This window comes from Phreatobacter sp. (assembly GCF_016793595.1).
Taxonomy (GTDB): domain Bacteria; phylum Pseudomonadota; class Alphaproteobacteria; order Rhizobiales; family Phreatobacteraceae; genus Phreatobacter.
The window spans coordinates 20,891-41,639 of the sequence record NZ_JAEULY010000018.1; the positions used below are offsets into that span (position 1 = coordinate 20,891).

The 20,749-nt window shown below is 67.6% G+C and carries 22 protein-coding genes; 10 read left to right on the forward strand and 12 right to left on the reverse strand.

Going from position 1 to position 20,749, the window contains the following annotated elements; translation table 11 throughout:
* Positions 1–18 precede the first annotated feature (18 nt).
* The gene (flgK, locus tag JNK84_RS18545) at positions 19–1,908 is read left to right on the forward strand and encodes a flagellar hook-associated protein FlgK (RefSeq protein ID WP_293426483.1); all 1,890 of its coding nucleotides are present in this window, start codon (positions 19–21) and stop codon (positions 1,906–1,908) included.
* A gap of 9 nt (positions 1,909–1,917) precedes the next feature.
* Positions 1,918–3,501, forward strand: a complete 1,584-nt coding sequence (locus tag JNK84_RS18550; protein WP_293426486.1) for a hypothetical protein — start codon at positions 1,918–1,920, stop codon at positions 3,499–3,501.
* Positions 3,502–3,548: 47 nt separating this feature from the next.
* Here JNK84_RS18550 and flaF read toward each other — a convergent pair whose 3' ends face one another.
* The 4 genes from flaF to JNK84_RS18570 all read right to left on the reverse strand — a co-directional run bounded on the left by flaF (position 3,549) and on the right by JNK84_RS18570 (position 7,231).
* Complete coding sequence (gene flaF / locus JNK84_RS18555) at positions 3,549–3,920, reverse strand: flagellar biosynthesis regulator FlaF (protein WP_293426488.1); 372 nt, start codon at positions 3,918–3,920, stop codon at positions 3,549–3,551.
* Complete coding sequence (flbT, locus tag JNK84_RS18560; protein ID WP_293426491.1) at positions 3,883–4,296, reverse strand: flagellar biosynthesis repressor FlbT; 414 nt, start codon at positions 4,294–4,296, stop codon at positions 3,883–3,885. The genes flaF and flbT overlap by 38 nt, the downstream gene beginning before the upstream one ends.
* A 108-nt stretch (positions 4,297–4,404) precedes the next feature.
* On the reverse strand, positions 4,405–5,859 hold the full coding sequence (locus JNK84_RS18565) for an LCCL domain-containing protein (RefSeq protein ID WP_293426494.1): 1,455 nt from the start codon (positions 5,857–5,859) through the stop codon (positions 4,405–4,407).
* A 145-nt stretch (positions 5,860–6,004) separates the two neighbouring features.
* Positions 6,005–7,231, reverse strand: coding sequence for a flagellin N-terminal helical domain-containing protein (locus JNK84_RS18570; protein ID WP_293426497.1), 1,227 nt, complete (start codon positions 7,229–7,231; stop codon positions 6,005–6,007).
* A 331-nt stretch (positions 7,232–7,562) separates the two neighbouring features.
* Between JNK84_RS18570 and fumC the strand changes: the two genes are divergently transcribed.
* Together fumC and JNK84_RS18580 are read left to right on the forward strand one after the other, a co-directional pair.
* The gene (gene fumC / locus JNK84_RS18575) at positions 7,563–8,954 is read left to right on the forward strand and encodes a class II fumarate hydratase (protein WP_293426500.1); all 1,392 of its coding nucleotides are present in this window, start codon (positions 7,563–7,565) and stop codon (positions 8,952–8,954) included.
* 87 nt (positions 8,955–9,041) lie between these two features.
* Positions 9,042–9,914, forward strand: coding sequence for a DMT family transporter (locus JNK84_RS18580; protein ID WP_293426503.1), 873 nt, complete (start codon positions 9,042–9,044; stop codon positions 9,912–9,914).
* A gap of 50 nt (positions 9,915–9,964) precedes the next feature.
* Here the strand turns inward: JNK84_RS18580 and JNK84_RS18585 are convergent, their stop codons facing one another.
* The 4 genes from JNK84_RS18585 to JNK84_RS18600 form a co-directional block, all read right to left on the reverse strand.
* The gene (locus JNK84_RS18585) at positions 9,965–10,399 is read right to left on the reverse strand and encodes a flagellar protein FlaG (protein WP_293426506.1); all 435 of its coding nucleotides are present in this window, start codon (positions 10,397–10,399) and stop codon (positions 9,965–9,967) included.
* A gap of 171 nt (positions 10,400–10,570) precedes the next feature.
* Positions 10,571–11,050 carry a hypothetical protein gene (locus JNK84_RS18590; RefSeq protein WP_293426509.1) on the reverse strand — a complete coding sequence of 160 codons (480 nt, stop codon included), beginning with the start codon at positions 11,048–11,050 and terminating at the stop codon, positions 10,571–10,573.
* Positions 11,050–11,412 (reverse strand): rod-binding protein, encoded by a 363-nt coding sequence (locus JNK84_RS18595; protein WP_293426512.1) that lies wholly within the window; start codon positions 11,410–11,412, stop codon positions 11,050–11,052. The genes JNK84_RS18590 and JNK84_RS18595 overlap by 1 nt, the downstream gene beginning before the upstream one ends.
* Positions 11,412–12,533 (reverse strand): flagellar basal body P-ring protein FlgI, encoded by a 1,122-nt coding sequence (locus tag JNK84_RS18600; RefSeq protein ID WP_293426515.1) that lies wholly within the window; start codon positions 12,531–12,533, stop codon positions 11,412–11,414. Before JNK84_RS18600 ends, JNK84_RS18595 begins: the two co-directional genes overlap by 1 nt.
* Positions 12,534–12,771: 238 nt before the next feature.
* On the opposite strand from JNK84_RS18600, the gene JNK84_RS18605 reads away from it, so the two are divergent.
* Together JNK84_RS18605 and dksA are read left to right on the forward strand one after the other, a co-directional pair.
* Positions 12,772–13,212: a flagellar assembly protein FliX gene (locus JNK84_RS18605; RefSeq protein ID WP_293426518.1), complete on the forward strand. Its 441-nt coding sequence runs from the start codon at positions 12,772–12,774 to the stop codon at positions 13,210–13,212.
* Between the two features lie 185 nt (positions 13,213–13,397).
* Positions 13,398–13,814, forward strand: a complete 417-nt coding sequence (gene dksA, locus JNK84_RS18610) for an RNA polymerase-binding protein DksA (protein ID WP_293426521.1) — start codon at positions 13,398–13,400, stop codon at positions 13,812–13,814.
* A 198-nt stretch (positions 13,815–14,012) separates the two neighbouring features.
* Here the strand turns inward: dksA and flgH are convergent, their stop codons facing one another.
* The 4 genes from flgH to flgF form a co-directional block, all read right to left on the reverse strand.
* On the reverse strand, positions 14,013–14,747 hold the full coding sequence (gene flgH, locus JNK84_RS18615) for a flagellar basal body L-ring protein FlgH (protein WP_441343271.1): 735 nt from the start codon (positions 14,745–14,747) through the stop codon (positions 14,013–14,015).
* Between the two features lie 65 nt (positions 14,748–14,812).
* The gene (gene flgA, locus JNK84_RS18620) at positions 14,813–15,793 is read right to left on the reverse strand and encodes a flagellar basal body P-ring formation chaperone FlgA (protein ID WP_293426524.1); all 981 of its coding nucleotides are present in this window, start codon (positions 15,791–15,793) and stop codon (positions 14,813–14,815) included.
* An 8-nt stretch (positions 15,794–15,801) separates the two neighbouring features.
* Positions 15,802–16,590: a flagellar basal-body rod protein FlgG gene (gene flgG, locus JNK84_RS18625; RefSeq protein ID WP_293426527.1), complete on the reverse strand. Its 789-nt coding sequence runs from the start codon at positions 16,588–16,590 to the stop codon at positions 15,802–15,804.
* Between the two features lie 12 nt (positions 16,591–16,602).
* The gene (flgF, locus tag JNK84_RS18630; RefSeq protein WP_293426529.1) at positions 16,603–17,370 is read right to left on the reverse strand and encodes a flagellar basal-body rod protein FlgF; all 768 of its coding nucleotides are present in this window, start codon (positions 17,368–17,370) and stop codon (positions 16,603–16,605) included.
* A gap of 319 nt (positions 17,371–17,689) precedes the next feature.
* On the opposite strand from flgF, the gene fliL reads away from it, so the two are divergent.
* Genes fliL through JNK84_RS18650 form a run of 4 tightly spaced genes read left to right on the forward strand, consistent with a single transcriptional unit; the run spans position 17,690 to position 20,618 of the window.
* The gene (fliL, locus tag JNK84_RS18635) at positions 17,690–18,196 is read left to right on the forward strand and encodes a flagellar basal body-associated protein FliL (RefSeq protein ID WP_293426532.1); all 507 of its coding nucleotides are present in this window, start codon (positions 17,690–17,692) and stop codon (positions 18,194–18,196) included.
* A gap of 13 nt (positions 18,197–18,209) precedes the next feature.
* Positions 18,210–19,364: a flagellar motor switch protein FliM gene (gene fliM / locus JNK84_RS18640; RefSeq protein ID WP_293426535.1), complete on the forward strand. Its 1,155-nt coding sequence runs from the start codon at positions 18,210–18,212 to the stop codon at positions 19,362–19,364.
* Positions 19,364–19,846, forward strand: a complete 483-nt coding sequence (locus JNK84_RS18645) for a DUF6468 domain-containing protein (RefSeq protein ID WP_293426538.1) — start codon at positions 19,364–19,366, stop codon at positions 19,844–19,846. The genes fliM and JNK84_RS18645 overlap by 1 nt, the downstream gene beginning before the upstream one ends.
* A gap of 7 nt (positions 19,847–19,853) precedes the next feature.
* Entirely contained in the window at positions 19,854–20,618 is a 765-nt protein-coding gene (locus tag JNK84_RS18650) for a MotE family protein (RefSeq protein ID WP_293426541.1), read from the forward strand.
* Positions 20,619–20,749: the final 131 nt, after the last annotated feature.

A 20,749-nucleotide genomic window follows, 5' to 3' on the forward strand; every position in this document is an offset into this window, starting at 1 on the left:
GTCAAGGAGTGACGGATCATGCTCACTAGCGCTCTGAACAATGCGCTGTCGGGGCTTCGGTTCACCTCGATCGCCACGTCGCTGACGTCGGCGAACATTTCGAACGCCGGCAACCCGTCCTATACGCGCAAGAGCATCGATCCGGTCCAGCTGCTTGCCGGCGACCAGATCTCGGGTATCGCGGTCGGGTCGATCCGGCGCGAATACGATGCTTTCGTGCAGCGCCAGCTGGTCACCGAACAGGCCAATGCGGGCTATGCCTCGACGCGGTCGCAGTTCCTGTCGCGCCTCGACCAGATGTTCGGCGCTCCGGGCTCGGCGCGCGCGCTCGACACCGTGCTGAACGATTTCTCGTCGTCGTTCCAGACGTTGCTGACCTCGCCGGAAAGCCAGACGGCGCGTTCCGGCGTCATCAACTCCGCCACCGTCGTCGCCCAGACGCTGCGCAGCCTGTCGACCTCGACGCAGGCGATGCGCCTCGATGCCGAGAAGGGGCTGGCCGACGCCACATCGCGCCTCAACAGCCTCCTGACCGACCTGTCCAAGGTCAACGGCCGCCTGAAAGTGTCGTTCGACGACGAGTCGCGCGTCGGCCTCCTCGACCAGCGCGACCAGCTCGTTTCCGAGATCAGCAGCTATGTCGATGTCCGCTCGGTCTATGACGATCGCGGCGCCGTGCAGCTCTACGGCGGCAGCGGTTTCGTCCTGCTTTCCACCAGCAAGCCGGAACTGAGCTTCGACGCCCGCGACATCATCGGCCCGACCAATCACTATGACGCGGATCCGGCGAAGCGGACGGTCGGCACGATCACGGCGGATACACCGTCCGGCAAGGTCGATCTGATCGCCGCCGGCGTGTTCAAGTCCGGCAAGATCGCCGCGCTGATCGATCTGCGCGACAAGGCCTTGCCGGCCGCCCAGGAGCAGCTCGATCAGATCGCCGCGGGCCTGGCGCAGGCGCTCGGAAGCTCGGCGACGACCACTCCGGCGACCGTTGCCGGACCCGGGCCGACGACCGGCTACGACATGGCGCTGGGCACGGGCCTTGCCGACGGCGATACGGTGACGCTGCAGCTCACCGCCAACGGCGTCACCCAGAAGATCACCTTCAAGCGGGTCGACGATACGACCGTGCCGATGTCGGACGACATGACGGCCGACCCGAACGACATCGTGTTCCGCCTGACGGGTTCGTCAGCCGCTGGTCATGCCAGCCAGATGCAGGCGGCGATCGACACCTGGGCTGCCAGCGCCGGCGCGCCGGCCGGCGCTTTCGGCGTATCGGTCAATGGCGGCAACCTTCGGCTGCTCGCCGACCCGACCGTGGCCGGTGGCGCGACCGTCAACAACGCAGCCGCCAACGTCACCGCGCAGTCGCTGACCGGCGGCGGCGCCGCCATGCCCTTCTTCGTCGACAATACGGCGGTCGGCGGCATCTATTCGGACCGGATCACCGGCTCGGGGTCGCAGTTCACCGGTCTCGCCGCGCGGATCGACGTCAATGGTGCGCTGAAGGCCGATCCGAGCGCGCTGGTGAAGATGAATTCCACGACGCTGGAGTCGGATTCGACCCGGCCGTCCTTCCTGGCCACCGCGCTCTCCCATGCCGGGCGCTACTACATGCCCGCCGGCGGGCTCGGCACCGAGACCAATCCGATGCAGGGCTCGGTGCTGTCCTATGCCCGCGCCGTGATCACCAACCAGACCAACGAAGCCGCGACCGCGAAGCAACTCGCCGAAGGCCAGCAGGCCGTCGTGACCCAGCTTCAGGCCCGGTTCGACAGCGTGGCGGCGGTCAATATCGATCAGGAAATGATGATGCTGATCACGCTCCAGACCTCCTACGGCGCCAATGCGCGCGTCATGTCGGCGGTGCGCGAGATGTTCGACATGCTGCGGCAGATGTGAGGATAAGCCATGGCCATCCGCACCTCCGGCATCCTGACGGGAATGGGTCCGAGCGACTTCGTCCGGATGAAGAACCAGGTCGCCGACCTGCAGCGCCAGCTTGGCTCCGGCCAGAAGTCGGAGACCTATGGCGGCCTCGGCGCAGACCGGGGCTTCGCGCTCGCTTTTCGCGCCTCCATGAGCCAGATCAGCTCGTGGCAGCAGAACATCTCGCTGGTCAGCACGCGCATTTCGATCATCGAAACTTCGCTCAACGGCGTGCAGAAGACCGCCGCCTCGGCCAAGACCTCGCTGCAGCCGAACGAGTTCACGCTGTCCTCAGGCCGGACCATCGGACAGGTGGCGGCGGCCGACGGCCTCGACGCCGTCGTGTCGATGCTGAATGCCAATGACGGCAGCCGCTACGTGTTCGGAGGTCGCAAGACCGCGACGCCGCCGGTGCGCGACAGTTCGGTCTTCCTCAACGGCGAGGGCTCCAAGAACGGCTTCAACACGACGCTGCTCCAGCGCATGCAGGCCGACCTCGGCGTCGCCACGGCGTCGCCGGAGCGCAATCCAGCGGCGACCGGGCGGCTCACCGTCTCGGCCTCCGGCGTCCAGCCGGTGACGATCGCCGAGGATGGCGCGCATCCGTTCGGCCTCAAGATCGGCACGGTTTCGGGCGCGGTGGACGGCATCGCGGCGACCACCACGGCCGGTCCGCCGGCCTCGGTGTCGATCGCGGCGGGCTCCGGCAATGCTTCGGTCGGGCAGTCGCTCAAGTTCAATTTCACCCTGCCGGACGGCACGACCGAGACGATCAGCCTGACGGCGACGGCCGCGGACGCCGATGTCGTCGCGTCGAACGAGTTCAGAATCGGCGCCACATCGGCCGAGACGCTGGACAATCTGAGGGGAGTGCTCGGCACCCAGCTGGGCAAGCTGGTCGGCGGCAAGCTGGCCGCCGCCTCCGCGGTGAAGGCCGGCGAGGACTTCTTCAAGGGCGAGACCAACCCGGCGGCGCTCGCCGGCCCGCCGCCGGTCGAGACCGGCGTCCCGAAGCGCCTCGTGGCTGGCGTCTCCGGAACCATGGCCGACGCGGTCGCCTACGACACGCCGCAGAATGCCGATGCGACCACCGTCCGCTGGTATCAGGGCGACCGGGAATCGACCAATCCGCGCCTCACCGCCTCCGCCGAGGTCGACAGCGCGCAGACCGTCTCATACGGCGCGCGCGCCGACGAGGAGGCGCTGCGGACGACTGTGCAATATCTCGCGGTGGCCGGCTCGCTGCGGTTCGACGCCAGCGATCCGAACGCGCTGGAGCGCTACCAGGCGCTGACCCCACGTGTCGTCTCCGGTCTCAGCATGGAGAAGGCAACCCAGACGGTCGAGTCGATCCGCGTGGAGATCGCGGCGGCCAATACCGGAGCGGCTTCCGCGAAGAAGCGGCACACCGACAGCACCGCCATGCTGGGCGGTCTGCTGACCGACATCGAGGGCGTCGATGACAACGAAGTCGCGGTGCAGATCCTCGCCATGCAGACGAATCTGCAGGCGAGCTTCCAGACGACGTCGATGCTGTCGCAGCTGTCGCTGTTGAAATATCTCTGACGGGGTCGGCGCGCCGGAGGGCGCGCCCCGCGCGATCCGGCTTGCGCTCAGCCGCGGCCGGCGAGGCCAGCGGCGATATTCGAATTGATCGACACCAGAATGCCCAGCTTCTCCGGCGCGGGCTCGATCTCGATATCGACCGTGCGCTGGAAGATGAACAGGCCGAGATTGGCGATGTTGTTCTTGATGGCCAGCGGCAGCGGATTGTCCGGCTTGGTCGCCGAGGTCGACAGGATGGTCCAGAGCTTGCGGTTATAGGCCAGCGCCGCGCCGAGCTCGCCGGCCTTCTGCGGCCACTGGTCCTTGACCGACTGGATCTTGGCGGCCGCCTTGAGCAACAGGCTGGCTTCCAGCTCGCGCGGACTGGCCGTTGCGGTGACCCTAGCCGTCGACGCGTACGCTGCTGCCCCGTGATGCATGACCCAACAGAGTCCCTTCGTACTCGATGAGGCCCTTGGTGGCCTTCAGGGCTTTGTAGAGGGAACCGGTTAATATGTAATTGTTGATCTCGTCGACAAAGCGAAGTGTTGAGGGCGCAGCCTTCACCACGTCGTTGACCAGGTCGAAATACATCTTGTGGTGCGCCGCAGGCTCGCGGGACAGGTACATGAGCTGGACGATCAGGTAGATCTTCTTGCAGGGCGTGTCGGCGGCCTCGACCGTCATCACGTCCTTCTCGCGCAGGATCGGCGCCTCTCCCTCGATGGTGAGCCGGGTGCGCTGATCATCGTTGACGATGACGCTGTCGCCGAGGATGAATTTCTCGCCGGGCTTCAGTTCGACCTTGAGCGCCATGCGGGCCTCCGCTCGATTCGATTCAGCGGCGATCCTAGCACGGCAGGCAGGGAAGGGAGCAGCGCGGCTGCACCCTTCCGCCAGGTGGTTAAGTGATGCCGACGGGCGCTACAGCCTGAGAGCCTGAACGCGGCGGTTCGCCGCGCGGCCGAACTCCGTGGCATTGTCCGCGAGGGGCTCGTTCGGGCCGCGCCCGTCGACCTGAACCCGGGCCGGCGAGATGCCCTGCGACATCAGCCAGTTGCGGACCGACTCGGCGCGGCGCAGCGACAGGGTCAGGTTGTGCTGCGGGGATCCCGTCGCGTCGGTGTGGCCGACCAGACCCAGCCGCAACGCGGGATCGTTCTTCAGGACATTGGCCAGCTCCTGCAGGGAGGCGGCCGCGGACAGTTCCAGCTCGGCCGAGTTGAGGCGGAACTGGATGTAGAGATCGACCTGACCGCGCTCGCGCAGGCCGGCGGTGATGTTCTGCTGCACCGGAGCAGCGCTCGGCGCCCGGACAGGTGCCGCGCGGACCACCGGCTCGCCCGCGAAGCGGAAGCTCGCGCCATAGCCGCCGAAATTGTTGGAGGAGACCCCGTTGCGGGTCACGCCGGGATAGGCGTTGCGACCGGCCTCCGGCACCACGGAAACGCGGCCGCCATTGCGGGCGACCATGCCGGCGTGGAGCGCGGCGCGGCAGATCGAGGAATCGGCCGTATAGACATCCGTGCCCCAGACCGCACCGCGGGCAAGCGCGTCGGAATCGCATGTGCAGGCCAGTGTTGCCCCCGAATCCGCCAAGGCGGCGAAATCGTCCGGGCAGACGGTGACCGCCGCCGCGGTGGCGGGCGCTGCAGCGCGCGGTTCGCCGGCGAAGCGGAAGCTTGCGCCGTAGTCCCCGTAGTTGCTGGAGGTGACGCCGTTGCGGGTCACGCCGGGATAGGTGTTGCGGCCGGGCTCCGGAACGACCGACACCTGGCCGCCATTGCGCGGGATCATGCCGGCATGGAGCGCTGCGCGGCAGATCGCGGAATCGGCGGTGTAGACACCCATGCCCCAGACGGCGCCGCGCGCTATCGAGTCGCCGTCGCAGGTGCAGGTCAGCGTCTCGCCGCCTTCGGCGAGGGCCGAGAAATCGTCCGGGCAGGGGCCGACGGCCGCGACCGGGGCAGAGGATCGCGCGGCACTCGTCGGCGTGGCCGGAGCGCCCGAGCGCGCGAAGCGGAAGCTCGAACCATAGGAGCCGTAGTTCGACGAGGAAATGCCGTTGCGGGTGATGCCGGGATAGCTGGTGCGCCCGGCTTCGGGCACTGCCGTTACCGTGCCGCCGCGCTGCGGGATGGCGCCGGCATGGGCGGCCGAGCGGCAGATGGAGGAATCGGCGGTATAGACATCCATGCCCCAGACCGAGCCGCGACGGACGGCGTCGGCATCGCAGATGCAGGTCAGTGGTTCGGCGTTGTTCGCGAAGGCCGCGAAGTCGTCCGGGCAGGCGGTGGGCGCGGATGATTGCGCGAAGGCGGATGAAACGGGAGCCGAAAGGAAGAGGCTGGCTGCGAGCAGCCAGAATGTGCGTGCCATGTGAAAACCGCCTGATTGCATGTGAAAGTCGCCACCGGCGGCTCATGCAGCATGCGACTTCCCCATGGTCAAGCTGACGTGCCGGGGCATGTCCCGTGGCAATTTCAGCCGCCTGCCATCCCGATCGGCAGTGCTCCGTGGACGGTTAGCCGCCGAAGAGGCGCAGCACGCTCTGGTCTGCCTGGTTGGCGAGGGACAGGGCCTGCGTCGACAGCTGCTGGCGGGTCTGGAGCGCCAGCATGTTGGCGCCTTCCTCGTTCATGTCGGCGAGGACGAGGTTGTCGGCGCCGGTCTTCAGCGTGCTCGCCATTTCCTGCGTGAACTTCTGGCGGATCTGCACCAGCGCGAGGTTCGAGCCGAAGGCACTCGACTGGGAGCGCAGCTTGGCCATGGCCTGCGACAGATCGGCCATCGCTTCGTTGATGTCCTTGTCGGTCTGGAAGCCGTTCATCTGGTCGCGGATCGCGAGGTCCTCGCTGACCGTGAAGCGCACGCCGGTAATGGTCAGCGACGACGTCTGCCGTTCGTTGAACATCGCCTGCAATGTGTCGGCCGCCAGCAGGTTCACGCCGTTGAAGCCGGCATCCTTGGCGAGCTGGTCGATCTGGCGGCGCAGTTCCGAGAACTGGGCGGCGATGTTCGTCCGCGTGACGTTCATCTCGCCCGCAGGCTTCGTACGGTCGGAGAGGGCAGGGAAGCCCATGTTGCTGAGCGCCGCGCCGGCATTGCTGGACGAGATGGTCAGCGGCTGGGTGCCGACGGTCTGGACGATCAGGCGGCCGTCGGGCGACAGAAGGGCGCGCGCGTCGGCGCCCGATGTGGAGCCGACCGCCACGCCGGCGCCGGTCGCCGTGCCGGCGCTGGTGTTGTTGTTGATAGCGTCGACGAGATCGCCGACCGTCGAGCCGGCGGCGATCGTCAGCGTCGTCGTCCGGTTGGTGCCGGTGTCGAGGGTGATCGTCTCGCCCGCCGCGAAGCCGATCGAGGTGAGGGTGGTGGTCGTCGTCAGCGCGCCCTGCACGCCACCGATGGTCGGCAGAATGCCGCCGAGGCGGGCGGTGGTCGCGGCCGAGCCCTGGGCCTGCCGGGCGAGGGCCTGCGCGTTCTCGACCACGCGGACGATGGAGCGGATGCCGTTGTCGGCGGCTTCCAGCGTCTTGATGGCGGTGCCGATGCCGTCCAGCAGATTGGTGATGTCGGTGGCGCGCGAGTTGAGCATCGCGGCCGAGAAGAAGTTGCCGGGATTGTCGAGCGCGGTGTTGACCTTCTTGCCGGTGGACAGGCGATACTGCGTGCGATCACGCAGATCCGCCGTGCTCATCAGCGAGAGGAGGTTGCCGCGAATGCCTTTCGAAAGGACGATATCGCTCATTCTGATGTCCCCGGCCGAACCCCGGCGATTCTCGCGGGGCCTTATTGATGAGGCAATCTGGCCCGTTAACCCTAATCAAAGGTTAATTTCCGTCTCGGAGGCGTTTTCGCGGGCGATTTTAATGCCTTAGGGCAGGGATGTGTGTCGCCTCCGACACGGCAATTGTTAACCCGGCAGGTTTTGCCGGGCGGCAGGAATGCCCGGGGCGGCCGCCGCCGCGAATTGCCTCCCGTGCCCGGCAGGCTTATCTCAGCGCCGATCGAGACCGCGCGGAAGGCGTCCGCGACGTCGATGACCCGCCAGCATCAGCCCGTCTCGAGGAGGCCTATCCATGCCGACAACCCGCACCGAAACCGATACGTTCGGCCCCATCCAGGTCGTCTCCGACCGTTACTGGGGCGCGCAGGCCGAGCGCTCGCTCGGCAATTTCAGGATCGGCTGGGAAAAGCAGCCCGTGCCGATCGTCCGGGCGCTCGGCATCGTCAAACGGGCCGCGGCCGAGACCAACATGGCGCTTGGCCGGCTGGACCGACCCATCGGCGAGACCATCGTCAAGGCGGCGCAGGAAGTGATCGAGGGCAAGCTCGACGCACATTTCCCGCTGGTCGTCTGGCAGACCGGCTCGGGTACCCAGTCGAACATGAACGCCAACGAGGTGATCTCGAACCGCGCCATCGAGATGCTGGGCGGCGAGATGGGCTCGAAGAATCCGGTCCATCCCAACGACCACGTCAACATGAGCCAGTCGTCGAACGACACCTATCCGACGGCCATGCACATTGCCTGCGCGGAGGAGATCGTTCATCGCCTGCTGCCGGCGCTCCAGCTGCTGCGCAACGCGCTGAACGACAAGGCCGTCGCCTGGAAGGACATCGTCAAGATCGGCCGTACCCACACGCAGGATGCCACGCCGCTCACCCTCGGGCAGGAGTTCTCCGGCTACACCCAGCAGATGGAGAACGGCATCGCCCGCATCGAGCAGACGCTGCCGGGCCTGATGCAGCTCGCGCAGGGCGGCACGGCGGTCGGCACCGGGCTCAATGCGCCGGTCGGCTTCGCGGAGATGGTGGCGGACCGCATCGCCGCGATCACCGGCCTCAAGTTCACCTCCGCGCCGAACAAGTTCGAGGCGCTGGCGGCCCACGACGCCATGGTGTTCTCGCATGGCGCGATCAACACGGTCGCCGCCTCGCTGTTCAAGATCGCCAACGATATCCGCTTCCTCGGCTCGGGCCCGCGCGCCGGCCTCGGCGAACTCTCCCTGCCCGAGAACGAGCCGGGCTCCTCGATCATGCCGGGCAAGGTCAACCCGACCCAGTGCGAGGCGCTGACGCAGGTCTGCGTGCAGATCTTCGGCAACAATGCCGCGCTGACCTTCGCCGGCAGCCAGGGCCATTTCGAGCTGAACGTGTTCAATCCCGTGATGGCCTACAATTTCCTGCAATCGGTGCGGCTGATGGCCGACGCGGCGGTGTCGTTCACCGAGAACTGCGTCGTCGGCATCGAACCGCGCGAGGACAATATCAGGGCCGGCGTCGAGCGCTCGCTGATGCTGGTGACCGCGCTCGCGCCGAAGATCGGCTATGACAACGCCGCCAAGATCGCCAAGACCGCGCACAGGAACGGCACGACGCTGAAGGAGGAGGCGCTGAAGACCGGCCTCGTCACGGAAGCCGACTACGAGACGCTCGTCGATCCCCGCAAGATGATCTCGCCGGGCTGAGCTTTCGCTATTCGAAAGGATGAGCGCATGACTGCCGCGCGGCGTCCGCCGTTGCGCGGCAGGCCCGCCAGTCGCTAGGCGAAAAGGATGCTCGCCCGCGACTTCGCGATCCTTGTCTTCGTCTGCTTCGTCTGGGCGACCAATTTCGTCGCGACCAAGCTGGCGCTGACGGTGCTGCATCTGCCGCCGCTGTTCTTCTCCGCCCTCCGCTTTGCGGTTGTCTTCCTGTTCGCGTTGCCCTGGCTGCTGCCCTGGCCGCGGCCGCGCCTGCGCATCGTCATGGTCGGCCTGTGCATGGGGGCGGGCGGCTTCGGCCTGGTGTCGATCGGCCTCATGTCCGCGACGCCAGCGAGCGCGGCCGTGGTCACGCAGCTCGGCGTCCCGATCACCGCCCTGTTGTCGGTCTTCATGCTCGGCGAGCGGATCGACTGGAGGCGCGGCGTCGGTATCGCGCTCGCCTTTCTCGGCGCGGTGACCGTCATGTACGACCCGCGCGGCTTCACGCTGTCGTTCGGCCTGATCTTCGTGCTCGCCAGCGCCATGACGTCGGCGCTCGGCATGGTGCTGATGAAGAAGATGGAGAACGTCCAGCCGATGCAGTTTCAGGCCTGGGTCGGGCTGTCATCCTCCGTGCCGCTGGCCTTCGGATCGCTGGTGCTGGAGACCGGGCAGGTGGAGGCCGCGCTGGCGGGCGGCTGGCTCTTCGTCGGGGCGCTCGCCTATGTCGCGCTGGCCGTATCGCTGCTCGGTCACAGCCTGTTCTATACGCTGGTGCGGAAATACGAAGCCAACCTGATCTCGACGCTGACGCTGATGTGCCCGCTGATGGCCATCGGTCTCGGCGTGATCGTCACCGGCGACCGCTTCGACCTCAGGATGGTCCTCGGGACCGCGGTGGTGCTGACCGGTGTCGCCCTGATCCTGCTGGCGCCGAGGAAGGCCGCGGCCAGGCCGCGCTGAAGCACCGAAAACCGCCCAGCGGCGGCTGCGACGTGCGGAAGGCTCAACCGTCAGGCGACGCGTTCGACCCGCTGCTCGGCGGACTGGGCCTCGTCCTTGCGCGCCATTTCGCGGGCATAGGCCTTGAGCTTCAGCACCATGTCGTCGGGAAACTGGCGAACCACCTCGCCGGTGACCTTGTCGACGGTGCGATAGACCAGCATGCCGGCGGCGTCGTCCTTCTCGATCCGGCGCTGGAGCGATTCCCGCACCGTATCGGCGATCCGCTCCATGCGCGCCTTGCGGTCGGCAAGAATGCGCGCGTCGCGCGCCGCGAAATCGCCCGCGCGACGATCGTCAGCGCCCGTCGATGCTCCCGCACCGACAGGCTGCGTAACCCGCTGCTCGCGGGGCAATTCCGTCCGTACCGCCTCGCGGTACTGCACGGCTTCCGGCCGCCCGGCTGAATTCGATCCGACGGCCGGTCGATGGGACGCGATGTCCATGACCGGAACTCCCTGTGGGGGTGGGACCTCGTGATCCCTCTTCTCCCGAGTGCCGGACAATACGGGGCGTGTCCTAAGGTGACGTTAGGACATATGGTGAATCCGGGCGGAAAAAATCCCGCGCAATCTTAACGAATTGGCTTCTGCGATATCGCCGGACTTGCCGATATCTCAGAGCTGGCGGGTGATTGCCATCGGCGAGCCGATCATCGGCGGCGGGGTCGTGGCCCGGCCGCTCGCGCCGTAGCCCGCCGGCGCGCGCTTCGCCTGAACCGCCGACGAGACATGGCGGATGATGCCCTCGGCCACGGCATGGGCGGTGGCGAGGACGGCAAGGTTCACTTCGAGCGCCCTTTGCAGCGCCTCGTTCTCCGCCCGGACCATGGCGAGGGCAGGTCCGGCGACCCGCTTCAGATAGGCGGCATTGGCCTTCAGCACCGAAAGCTCGGCCATGTATCGACGCGACAGCTCGGCCTTGCGTGGTTCCAACGGAGCGGCGTCGCGCATGCGCGCCGCGCGGACCGCGGCCGCCTCGTCGGCGAGAACGGCGGCAAGCTCCGCCATGGTATGGCGCAGGCTCTGGATGAAGGCGGCCGCCTCGGCGATCGTGGCGATGGCGGCGGACGGCTTCAGATCGAGCGGCTCGTTCATCACGACCTCGGCAGGGCGGTGGAGGCGGGGAGGGCCGGCGTCGCCGGCAGGCGCCGGGCGCCGGCCTCCTGCGCACTGACGAGTTCGCGGTAGATGTGGTTGGCGAGGCCGACGCCGCCCTGCGCGCTGACCGACTTGGCATATTCGTCGACCAGCATGCCGCGCCAGGCTTCGCTGTGCTTGCCGCCGAGCGGGGATTCCGTGCCGATGCCGGTGAACATCTGCCCGAACATCGTGTTGAGGAACACCTGCTCGAAATTCTGCGCCTGGCCCCAGGCGCGCTGCTCCCGGGAGCCGGCGACCTTGGCGGCGGCGGGCGTGTAGGTGTTGAGGACGGCGCGGTCGGCAATCGTGCTCGCCATCACATCACCTCGATTTCGGCCTGGAGGGCGCCGGCCGCCTTGATCGCCTGCAGGATGGCGATCATGTCGCGCGGGCCGATGCCCAGTGCATTGAGCCCGTCGACCAGTTCCTGCAGCGAGACGCCCTCGCGCACGAGCGCGAGACGCTTGCCGTCCTCGGTCGCCTGGATCTGGGTGCGCGGGGTGACGACGGTCTGGCCCTGTGCCAGCGGGTTCGGCTGGCTGACCTGCGGACGTTCGGAGATGGTCACGGTCAGGTTGCCCTGCGCCACCGCCACGGTCGAGACGCGCACGTCCTTGCCCATGACGATGATCCCGGAGGCCTCGTCGATGACGACCTTGGCGACCTGATCGGGCTGCACGCGCAGCTGTTCGATCTCGGTCAGCAGGTTGACGATATTGCCCTCGAAGCGCTGCGGCACCTTGACGTGGATCGTGCCCGGATCGGTCGGTTCGGCGGTCGGCGCGCCGATGAAGTCGTTGATCGCGCCGGCAATCCGGCGGGCCGTGGTGAGGTCGGGGTTGCGCAGGGCCAGCTTGATCGAGGCCATGCGGTTGATCGAGAAATTGACCTCGCGCTCGACGATCGCGCCGTTGGAAACGCGGCCGACGGTCGGAACGCCGCGGGTGATGCTGGCGGCCGCGCCCTGCGCCTGGAAACCGGCGATTGCGACGGCGCCCTGGCCGACCGCATAGACCTCGCCGTCGGCACCGACGAGGGGGGTCACCAGCAACTCGCCGCCCTGCAGCGAACGGGCATCGCCCATGGCCGAGACACGCACGTCGATGCGGGTGCCCTGCGTGGAGAAGGGCGGCAGGTTGGCGGTGACCATGACCGCCGCGACATTGGCCGTGCGCAGGTTCATGCCGCGCGTGTTGACGCCGAGCCGTTCCATCATCGACTGGATCGACTGACGGGTGAACGGCGAGTTGTTCAGCGTGTCGCCGGTGCCGTTGAGGCCGACGACGAGGCCGTAGCCGATCAGCTGGTTCTCGCGCACGCCCTCGACATCGACGAGGTCCTTGATGCGCGACGTCGAAGCGGCCGCAGGCGCCGGGACGGCGAGGGCGACGAGGGCGAGGGCGATTGCCAGACGGCGGAACATGGCTGCTCCATTCATGTTCCCGCCTGCGTCGCACGATGCGTGCCAAGGCCGATAACTTCGTAAGTCATTGAAATTGTTATCGCCGTTTATCCTGATGGTGACCGGGAGGCGTCCGTTCTCCTGCCGCCCGGCAGCTTTTGCCGGGCATTAACCGCCCCTTAACCATGACCGGGCTCTCTTAACCCTTGAGAAAGGCGGGTTGCGCCTTGATGAAGCGCCCGTCCCGGATGTGGACCTGACAAGGAGGGGACCGATGCGGATCACGACACCGCCGCCGATCGGCGCGGTCCAGACCTCGCAGCAGCCGCAGCGCACGGATCGGCCCCGTTCGGCTTTCGAGTTGCCGGGAGCGGCGAAGCCGGAGACGCAGACCGCCGGTGCCGGCCGGCCGGCGGTCGCCGCCGCGGGCCTCGAGACGCTGCTCGCGGTGCAGGGCATGCAGCCGGACGACCGGCGCGAGCGCCGCCGTCGGGCGATGAGCCGGGGGCGCCAGTCGCTCGACCTGCTTGACGACCTCAAGCTCGCCATGCTGTCCGGCGAGCCCATGCCCTCGGTGCTCCTCAAGCTGCGCGGTCTGACGGCCCAGCACCTGGAAGGCACCGGCGACGACGGCCTCGACGGCCTGCTCGCCGAAATCGACCTGCGAGCTCAGGTGGAACTCGCCAAGCGCGAGGCGGCGGCCAAGACGGGCTGAACCGCGCATCGTCCCGAGCCCTTGAACCGCAGCCGCTGCCTGCCTTCTGGCACGGTTCCTGCTCGACTGTCCCCAAGCGTGACGGTTCCGTGACCGGCTTTGCGGTTGTCTGCTTTTGGGACGGGTGCTATGAGCGCGCCGAAACGCGGGCCTCGCGGCTCGTGATTCATCGAGGGGTTCGTTGAATGACGTTGGCGTTGGAAGCGGACTATCGCCCGAAGGATTCGGAGCCGTTCATGAACGAGCGGCAGCGGGAATATTTCCGCAGGAAACTGCAATCCTGGAAGGAGGACATCCTCCGGGAAGCCAAGGAAACCCTGCAGAACCTGCAGGACGAGAACCAGAATCACCCTGACATTGCCGATCGGGCCTCTTCCGAGACCGATCGCGCCATCGAGCTGCGCGCCCGTGACCGGCAGCGCAAGCTCATCGCCAAGATCGACGCGGCCATCGCCCGCATCGAGGATGGCTCCTACGGCTATTGCGAGGAGACCGGCGAGCCGATCTCGCTGAAGCGCCTCGAAGCACGCCCCATCGCCACCCTGTCGCTGGAGGCGCAGGAGCGTCACGAGCGGCGCGAGCGGGTCTACCGGGACGAGTAAGCCATCACGCACTGGTTCGGAGCAGCGGCCGCCCTCGGGCGGCCGTTGTCATTTCGGGCTGCTGAAACGCCGAACGCCGCCCGTGTGGGAGAGCACGGGCGGCGTCGGTTCGCCGTTGACGCCTGGGGAGCGGGGACGGCTTGGAGCTGGGAAAGGCTTGGAGCTGGGAAATGCTTGGAGCGGGGAAAGGCGGGAGGCTTACCAGGGCAGGAGGACGTCCATGACCTGCTGGCCGTAGCGAGGCTGCTGGACATCGGTGATCTGGCCACGGCCGCCGTAGCCGATGCGGGCCTGGGCGATCTTGGCGCTGTCGATGGTGTTGTCGCTCTCGATGTCCTCGGGCCGGACGATGCCGGCGACGATCAGTTCGCGAACCTCGAAATTGACGCGGATCTCCTGTTTGCCCTCCAGCACGAGATTGCCGTTCGGCAGGATCTGCGTGACCACGGCGGCGACATTGGTGACCAGCTGTTCGGAGCGGTTGATGGCGCCGCGGCCCTCATTGCCTGTCTGGCCGTTGAGGGCGACGAGATTGGACGGATCCATGCCGCGCAGGCGCGCTGCGTTCTCCAGCCCGAACAAGCCTGTCATGCCCATGTTCTCGGTGTTGTTGCGCGAGCGGGTCGTGGTGTTCTGCACGGTGGCCTGGTCGGTGATCTTCACCTTGATGGTGAGGATGTCGCCGACGCGCTGGGCGCGCTGATCGCGGAAGAAGGCGCGCGAGCCGTTGCGCCAGAGCGAGTTCGGATTGTGCGAGACCGGCTGCGGCTCGGGCATCGGCATGGAGACCGGCCGGTAGCCCGGCTGGGCCTGCGGGTTTTCAACCGCCGACAGGGCAGGCGCGCGGCCGATATTGCGGAGGCGGTCCGGCGCGCCGCAGGCGGCTGTCGTGAGCGCCGCGGCGGTGATCAGCAGGAGGCGGGACATGCGCATGGCGGATCCTGACGCGGGACGGGTCGAGGGAAGGTGGGAAGCGGGAAGGTGGGAATCGGGAAGGGTCATGGCGCGCGGCTCGCGGCGACGATGGGCTGGCCGCGCATCTGGACGGTGACGCGGCCCGGGCCGGTGACGACGCCCAGGAGCGTCTTGCGCGACTGGAGGTTCTGCACCTGCACCGTGTCGCCCTCGGCGCCGGCTTCCAGCGCCTTGCCGCGAACGGTGAGGGTGAGGCCCGGCACGTCGAGCAGGATCAGGACATTGCCGTTGCGCTCGACGATCTCGGGCCGCATCAGGTCCATGGCGCGGAACGAGCGCTCGGGCTGGAGCGGCCGGCGGGCCGCCATGCCGACCGCCTGGGTCAGCGCGATGACCGCGTCGGAGGCGAGCGACGCCATCTCGCTGCGCGGCCGTCGCTCGACCGCAAGGTCGCTGGCGCGCAGCACCTCGCCACGGTTGATGACACGGGCCGGCACGACGAATTCGACGAGTTCGTTGGCCGCGCCGGCGATGCGGAACGGGCCGGTGTTCTCGGCGCCGGCGACCGCCAGCATGGCCTCGAAGCGGCCGGACCTGACATCGTGGTCGATGCGCTGGACGTGGATTTCGCCGCTCTGCGACAGTTCGAGCGCAAGCGGGCGCGTGCCCCGGTCGAAGGCCACCTGGACGCGGGTGGAATCGGCGAGCCCCAGCGAGCGCGCGAGGTTGGCGGCAATGCGCTCCTCCATCTCGACCAGCGGCACGATCCGGGCGGCGCGGCTGACCGAGACCTCACGGATGCTTCCCGCCGCGACATGGGCGAGGCCGGCGCGGCGGGCCGCATCGATCACCTGGGCAGCGGGAACGCGGCCGGTATGGCCGAGGTCGGGCGAGCGGAAGACGGCGGTCTGGGCATGGTCGCCGGCATTGTCGAGGAGGTCGCCGAGCCGGACCAGATCGGCGGAGACCGTTACCTCGGCGCGCAGCGCGGGTGTCTGGGCCAGCGCCGCTGCCGGCGTGGTGAGCGCTGCGACAAGGGCGAGAAGGGGGGCGAAGCGCTTCATGATCCGGCTCAGCGCATCATCTGCGAGGTGGACTGCAGCATCTGGTCGGCAGCCGAGATGATGCGGGCATTCATTTCGTAGGCGCGCTGCGCGGCGATCAGGTCGGAGATTTCCGAGACCGCCGTGACGTTGGACTGTTCGAGGTTCTTCTGGAGCAGTGTGCCCGCGCCTTCGGTGCCGGGCGTCGTGGTCGTCGCCTGGCCGGAGGCGGCGGTTTCCATGAACAGGTTGTCGCCGATCGATTCGAGGCCGGCCTTGTTGACGAAGCGGGCGAGCTGGATCTGGCCAATGGTTTGCGGCGCGGTCTGGTTCGGCAGTGTCGCCTGCACCACGCCGGCAGCCGAGATGGTCACCGAGGTCGCGTTGTTGGGCACGGAGATGCCCGGCTCCAGCGGATAGCCGTCGACCGTGACGATGTGGCCTTCGGCATTGCGCTCGAACGAGCCGTCGCGGGTGTAGGCGGTGCGGCCGTCCGGCATGGTGATGCGGAAGAAGCCCTCGCCGCGGATGGCGATGTCGTAGTCCTTCTCGGTCGGCAGGACGTTGCCCTGGCTCATCACGCGGGAGGTCGCGGCCGGCTTGACGCCGGAGCCGATGGAAATGCCGACCGGCAGGAGGTTGCCCTGTTGCGAGTTCTGCGTGCCGGCGCGGCGCTGGTGCTCGTAGAGCATGTCCTGGAACTCGGCCCGCTGGCGCTTGAAGCCGGTGGTCCGCATGTTGGCGATGTTGTTGGAGATCACCTCGACGGTGAGCTCCTGGGCCTTCATGCCCGTGGCGGCGGTGTGGAGGGCGCGCATGGATCAGGCTCCTCAGGTCAGGCTGCCGAGCGAGCGGATCGCGTCGCGGCGGAGCTGGTCGTGGCGTTCGATGCTGGAGGCGAGCGACTGGTAGGCGCGCGTCACCTCGATCATCCGGGACAGGGCGAGGACCGGCGTGACGTTGGACTTCTCGACGAAGCCCTGGCGCAGGTCGCGGTCGGTGACTGGCTGCACCTGCGCGCCGGCGGTCAGCGAGAACAGGTTGTCGCCGGCCTTCTGCAGGCTGCCGCGGCCATTGGCCTCGACGAGCCGCAGGCGGCCGCGCGTCTGTGCCGGGCCGGTGGCGGTGCCGTCGCGGGCGCTGATCGTGCCGTCGCGGCTGATGGTGATGCCGACATCGGTCGTCTCGAAGCTGATCGGGCCGCCCTCGCCGAGGACGAGCTGGCCCTGCTTGGTGACGAGCTGGTTCTGGGAATTGATCTCGAAGGAGCCATTGCGCGTGTAGCGCTCGCCCTCGGGGGTCTGGACGGCGAACAGGCCGCGGCCGGAAATGCCGACGTCGAGCGTGTTGCCCGTCGCCTCCATGGCGCCCTGGCCCATATTCGTGGCGGTTGCGCGGTCCCAGACGAAGGACAGGCGGCGATCGCCGCCGCGCTGGAACGTGTCGTCCCGGGCAACGGGCATCAGGTATTCGTGGAACACGACATCGTCCTGCTTGAACCCGGTCGTGTTCAAGTTGGCGATGTTGTTCGCAATGACGTCGAGCTCGCGCTGCAGGGCGACCTGCCGCGAAAGACCGACGAGACCAATGTTCTCCATTGGACCTGTCCCCGATTGTCCGACCCGGTCTCCGCCTCTCCCAAGGTGGTCCTTCGTCGGTGCTCCCCAGCTCGGGCGCCGGACCGTTCTCCCAAACGGCGATCGGTGCCCGCATCAACACTGGCATCGGGCGTGCCAAGTGGCCGATTCAAGGAAAATCAACCACTTAAGTCAGGAAAGCGTTCACTATGTACCCGGCAGGAATGGCCACCCGGGCGCATTCGGCCCGGCAAATCTTGCCGCGCGTTTACGAAAATAAACGAGCCGTTAACCATTCGGGCCGCAACGTCCCATCGAGAGACTCAAGGGCGCTTAAGTCATGGCGAAGAAACCGAAAAAGCCCGAAGGCGAGATGGACGAGGCCGAAGAGGGCGAAGCTCCGGCGGGCGGCGGCAAGAAGAAGCTGATCATGATGGCCGGCGCTGGCCTCATGGTGGCGCTGCTGGGCGGTGGCGGCTGGTTCTTCTTCCTCAAGAAGAAGCCGGAGCCGGCCCAGGCGCAGCCGGCCGAGGTCGCCAAGCCGGTCGCTTTCGTCGACCTGCCGGACATGACCGTGAACCTGTCCGTGGGGCAGGACCGGCCGCAGTACCTGCGCGTCAAGGTCGCCCTCGAAGTGACCGACGCCAAGGTCGCCGACCAGATCAAGCCGATCATGCCGCGGGTGGTCGACGCCTTCCAGCTCTACCTGCGCGAGATGCGGCCCTCGGACATCGAAGGCTCCGCCGGCATTTTCCGCCTGCGCGACGAACTCACGCGGCGGGTGAACACGGCGGTCCATCCGGCGCGGGTCAATGCCGTGCTGTTCCGCGAAATCGTCGTGCAGTAACGGGCAGGCGGGCATGGCGGGCGATATCGACCAGGACGCACTGGCAGCCGAATGGGGCATGGCACTCGAGGAGCAGGGCTCCGCGGGTGGCGATGCCACCGAGGGCTGGGACACCGTCGGCGAGGACGGTGTCGCCCATGCCCATAGCGGCAAGGGCGGCGCCGAGCGCATCCTCAATCAGGAAGAGATCGACAACCTCCTCGGCTTCTCGATCGAGGACCTGGCGCTCACTGACAATGGCGGCATCCGCGCCATCATCGACTCGGCCATGGTCGCCTACGAGCGCCTGCCGATGCTCGACATCGTGTTCGACCGCCTCGTGCGGCTGCTCACGACATCCCTGCGCAACTTCACCTCCGACAACGTCGAAGTGTCGCTCGACCGCATCCACGCGGTGCGTTTCGCCGACTACCTGAACTCGATCCCCCTGCCGGCCATCCTGTCGATCTTCAAGGCCGAGGAATGGGACAATTTCGGCATCGCCACCGTCGATTCCAGCCTCATCTACTCGATCATCGACGTGCTGCTCGGCGGCCGGCGCGGCGTCACCGCCATCCGCGTCGAGGGCCGGCCCTACACGACCATCGAGATGGGGCTCGTCAAGCGGATGATCGAGGTCATCCTTGCCGATGCGGAAGCAGCCTTCCGCCCGATCTCGCCGGTCAATTTCAAAATCGACCGGCTGGAGACCAACCCGCGCTTCGCCGCCATCTCGCGTCCGAACAATGCCGCCATCCTCGTGCGCTTCCGCATCGACATGGAGGAGCGCGGCGGCTCCATCGAGATGCTGTTGCCCTATGCGACGCTGGAGCCGATCCGCGATCGCCTGATGCAGACCTTCGTCGGCGAGAAACTCGGCCGCGATCCGGTCTGGGAGGGGCATCTGGCGACCGAGATTTTCCAGGCGCGCACGCAGGTCGAGGCAGTGCTCTACGAAAGCGAGCTGCCGCTGCGCCGGCTGATGAACCTCAAGGTCGGCGACACGCTGATGCTCGACATGAAGCCGGACGCGCTGGTCAAGGTGCGCTGCGGCGAGGAAATGCTCACCGAGGGCCGCATGGGTCGCGTCGGCGACAAGGTCGCGGTGCGTATCCAGAAGCCGCTCAGGCGCGGGCGCACGACGCTCACGCAGTTTGAACAGATTTCATCCGCGGGGCAGGAGGCATGATGTCGAGCTTCACCATGTCGATGATCGTGGAACTGCTGGTGGCGGGGCTGCTCGCGGCCACCATCGCCTATTGCGTGCGGCTGAACCGCCGGCTGACGCTGCTGAAGTCCGACGAGCAGTCGCTGAAGGCGACCATTGCCGAACTGATCACCGCCACCGAGATCGCCGAGCGCGCGATCCAGGGGCTCAAGATTACCGTCCGCGAATGCGACGGCACGCTGGGCGAGCGCCTGCGCACCGCCGAGCGTTTCCTGGCCGACATCGATCGCGAGGTGGCCGCCGGACGGGTGGTCATCGACCGGATCGCCAAGATCACCGAGGCGGCCCGGCCGAAGACGCCAGCCCCGACGCTGCCGATTCCGGCCGCCGGGCCCATCGTGCCGGTGACCTTGCGCGATGCCCCGGAGGGCAGCGCGACCGCCGCCTCGACGCTGGCCGCCGCCACGGCCTTCGCGGCGCGCATCCAGACCCGGGCGGCGTGAGGCGGCGATGCGCGACCTCCGTCTTCTGCCCATCGTCACCGTCGCCGCCGGCGGCCTCCTGTTCCTCAAGGCCGTCGGCCTGATCAGCGGCGACCTCTCGCAGACGGGGCCGCGCCCAGTCATGGCGCAGGACACGTCGATCCCCGGCATCGAATCCCCGGCCGACCGTTCGCTGGTCACGGGATCCACGCCTGCCGCGGCCCAACCTGCTGCGGCCCAGCCTGCCGCCGCCCAGCGTCCGGCGGCGGCCAATCCGGCGGCCGCGCCGACGCCGCTGCCCGCGACGGCCCAGCCGCCGACCATCTCCGCGTCCGAGCGCGCCATCCTCGAGCGCCTGCAGGAGCGGCGCCAGGAGCTGGACACCCGCCAGCGCGAACTGGACATGCGCGAGAACCTGCTGCGCGCCACCGAGCGTCGGCTCGAACAGCGCGCCAACGAACTGCGCGAGCTGGAAGGCCGCATCGCCAGCCTCGAGCAGCGGCGCGACGAGGCCGAGCAGACCCGCTTCCGTGGCGTCGTCTCCATGTACGAGACCATGCGCCCGAAGGATGCAGCCCGCATCTTCGACACGCTGGACCTGTCGGTCCTGCTCGAGGTCGCGCGCGCCATGCGGCCGCCGAAGCTCGCCGACATCATCGCCCAGATGCAACCCGACCCGGCCAAGCGCCTGACCACCGAACTCGCGCGCCGCCCGAACCAGACGGCATCGGCCGCTCCGGTCCAGATTTCACCCGACGCGCTGCCGAAGATCGAGGGCCGCCCGACGCGCTGACCGGCGGTTGCAGCGAAACGCCCTGTTAATGACGTTTGCCCACAATGACCCCTGACCGGTGGCACGGAGCGGCCGGACGCCGGTGCGTGTTGCCAGGCGAAGCGTTGCGGGGCGCGATCCCATGGACGGGA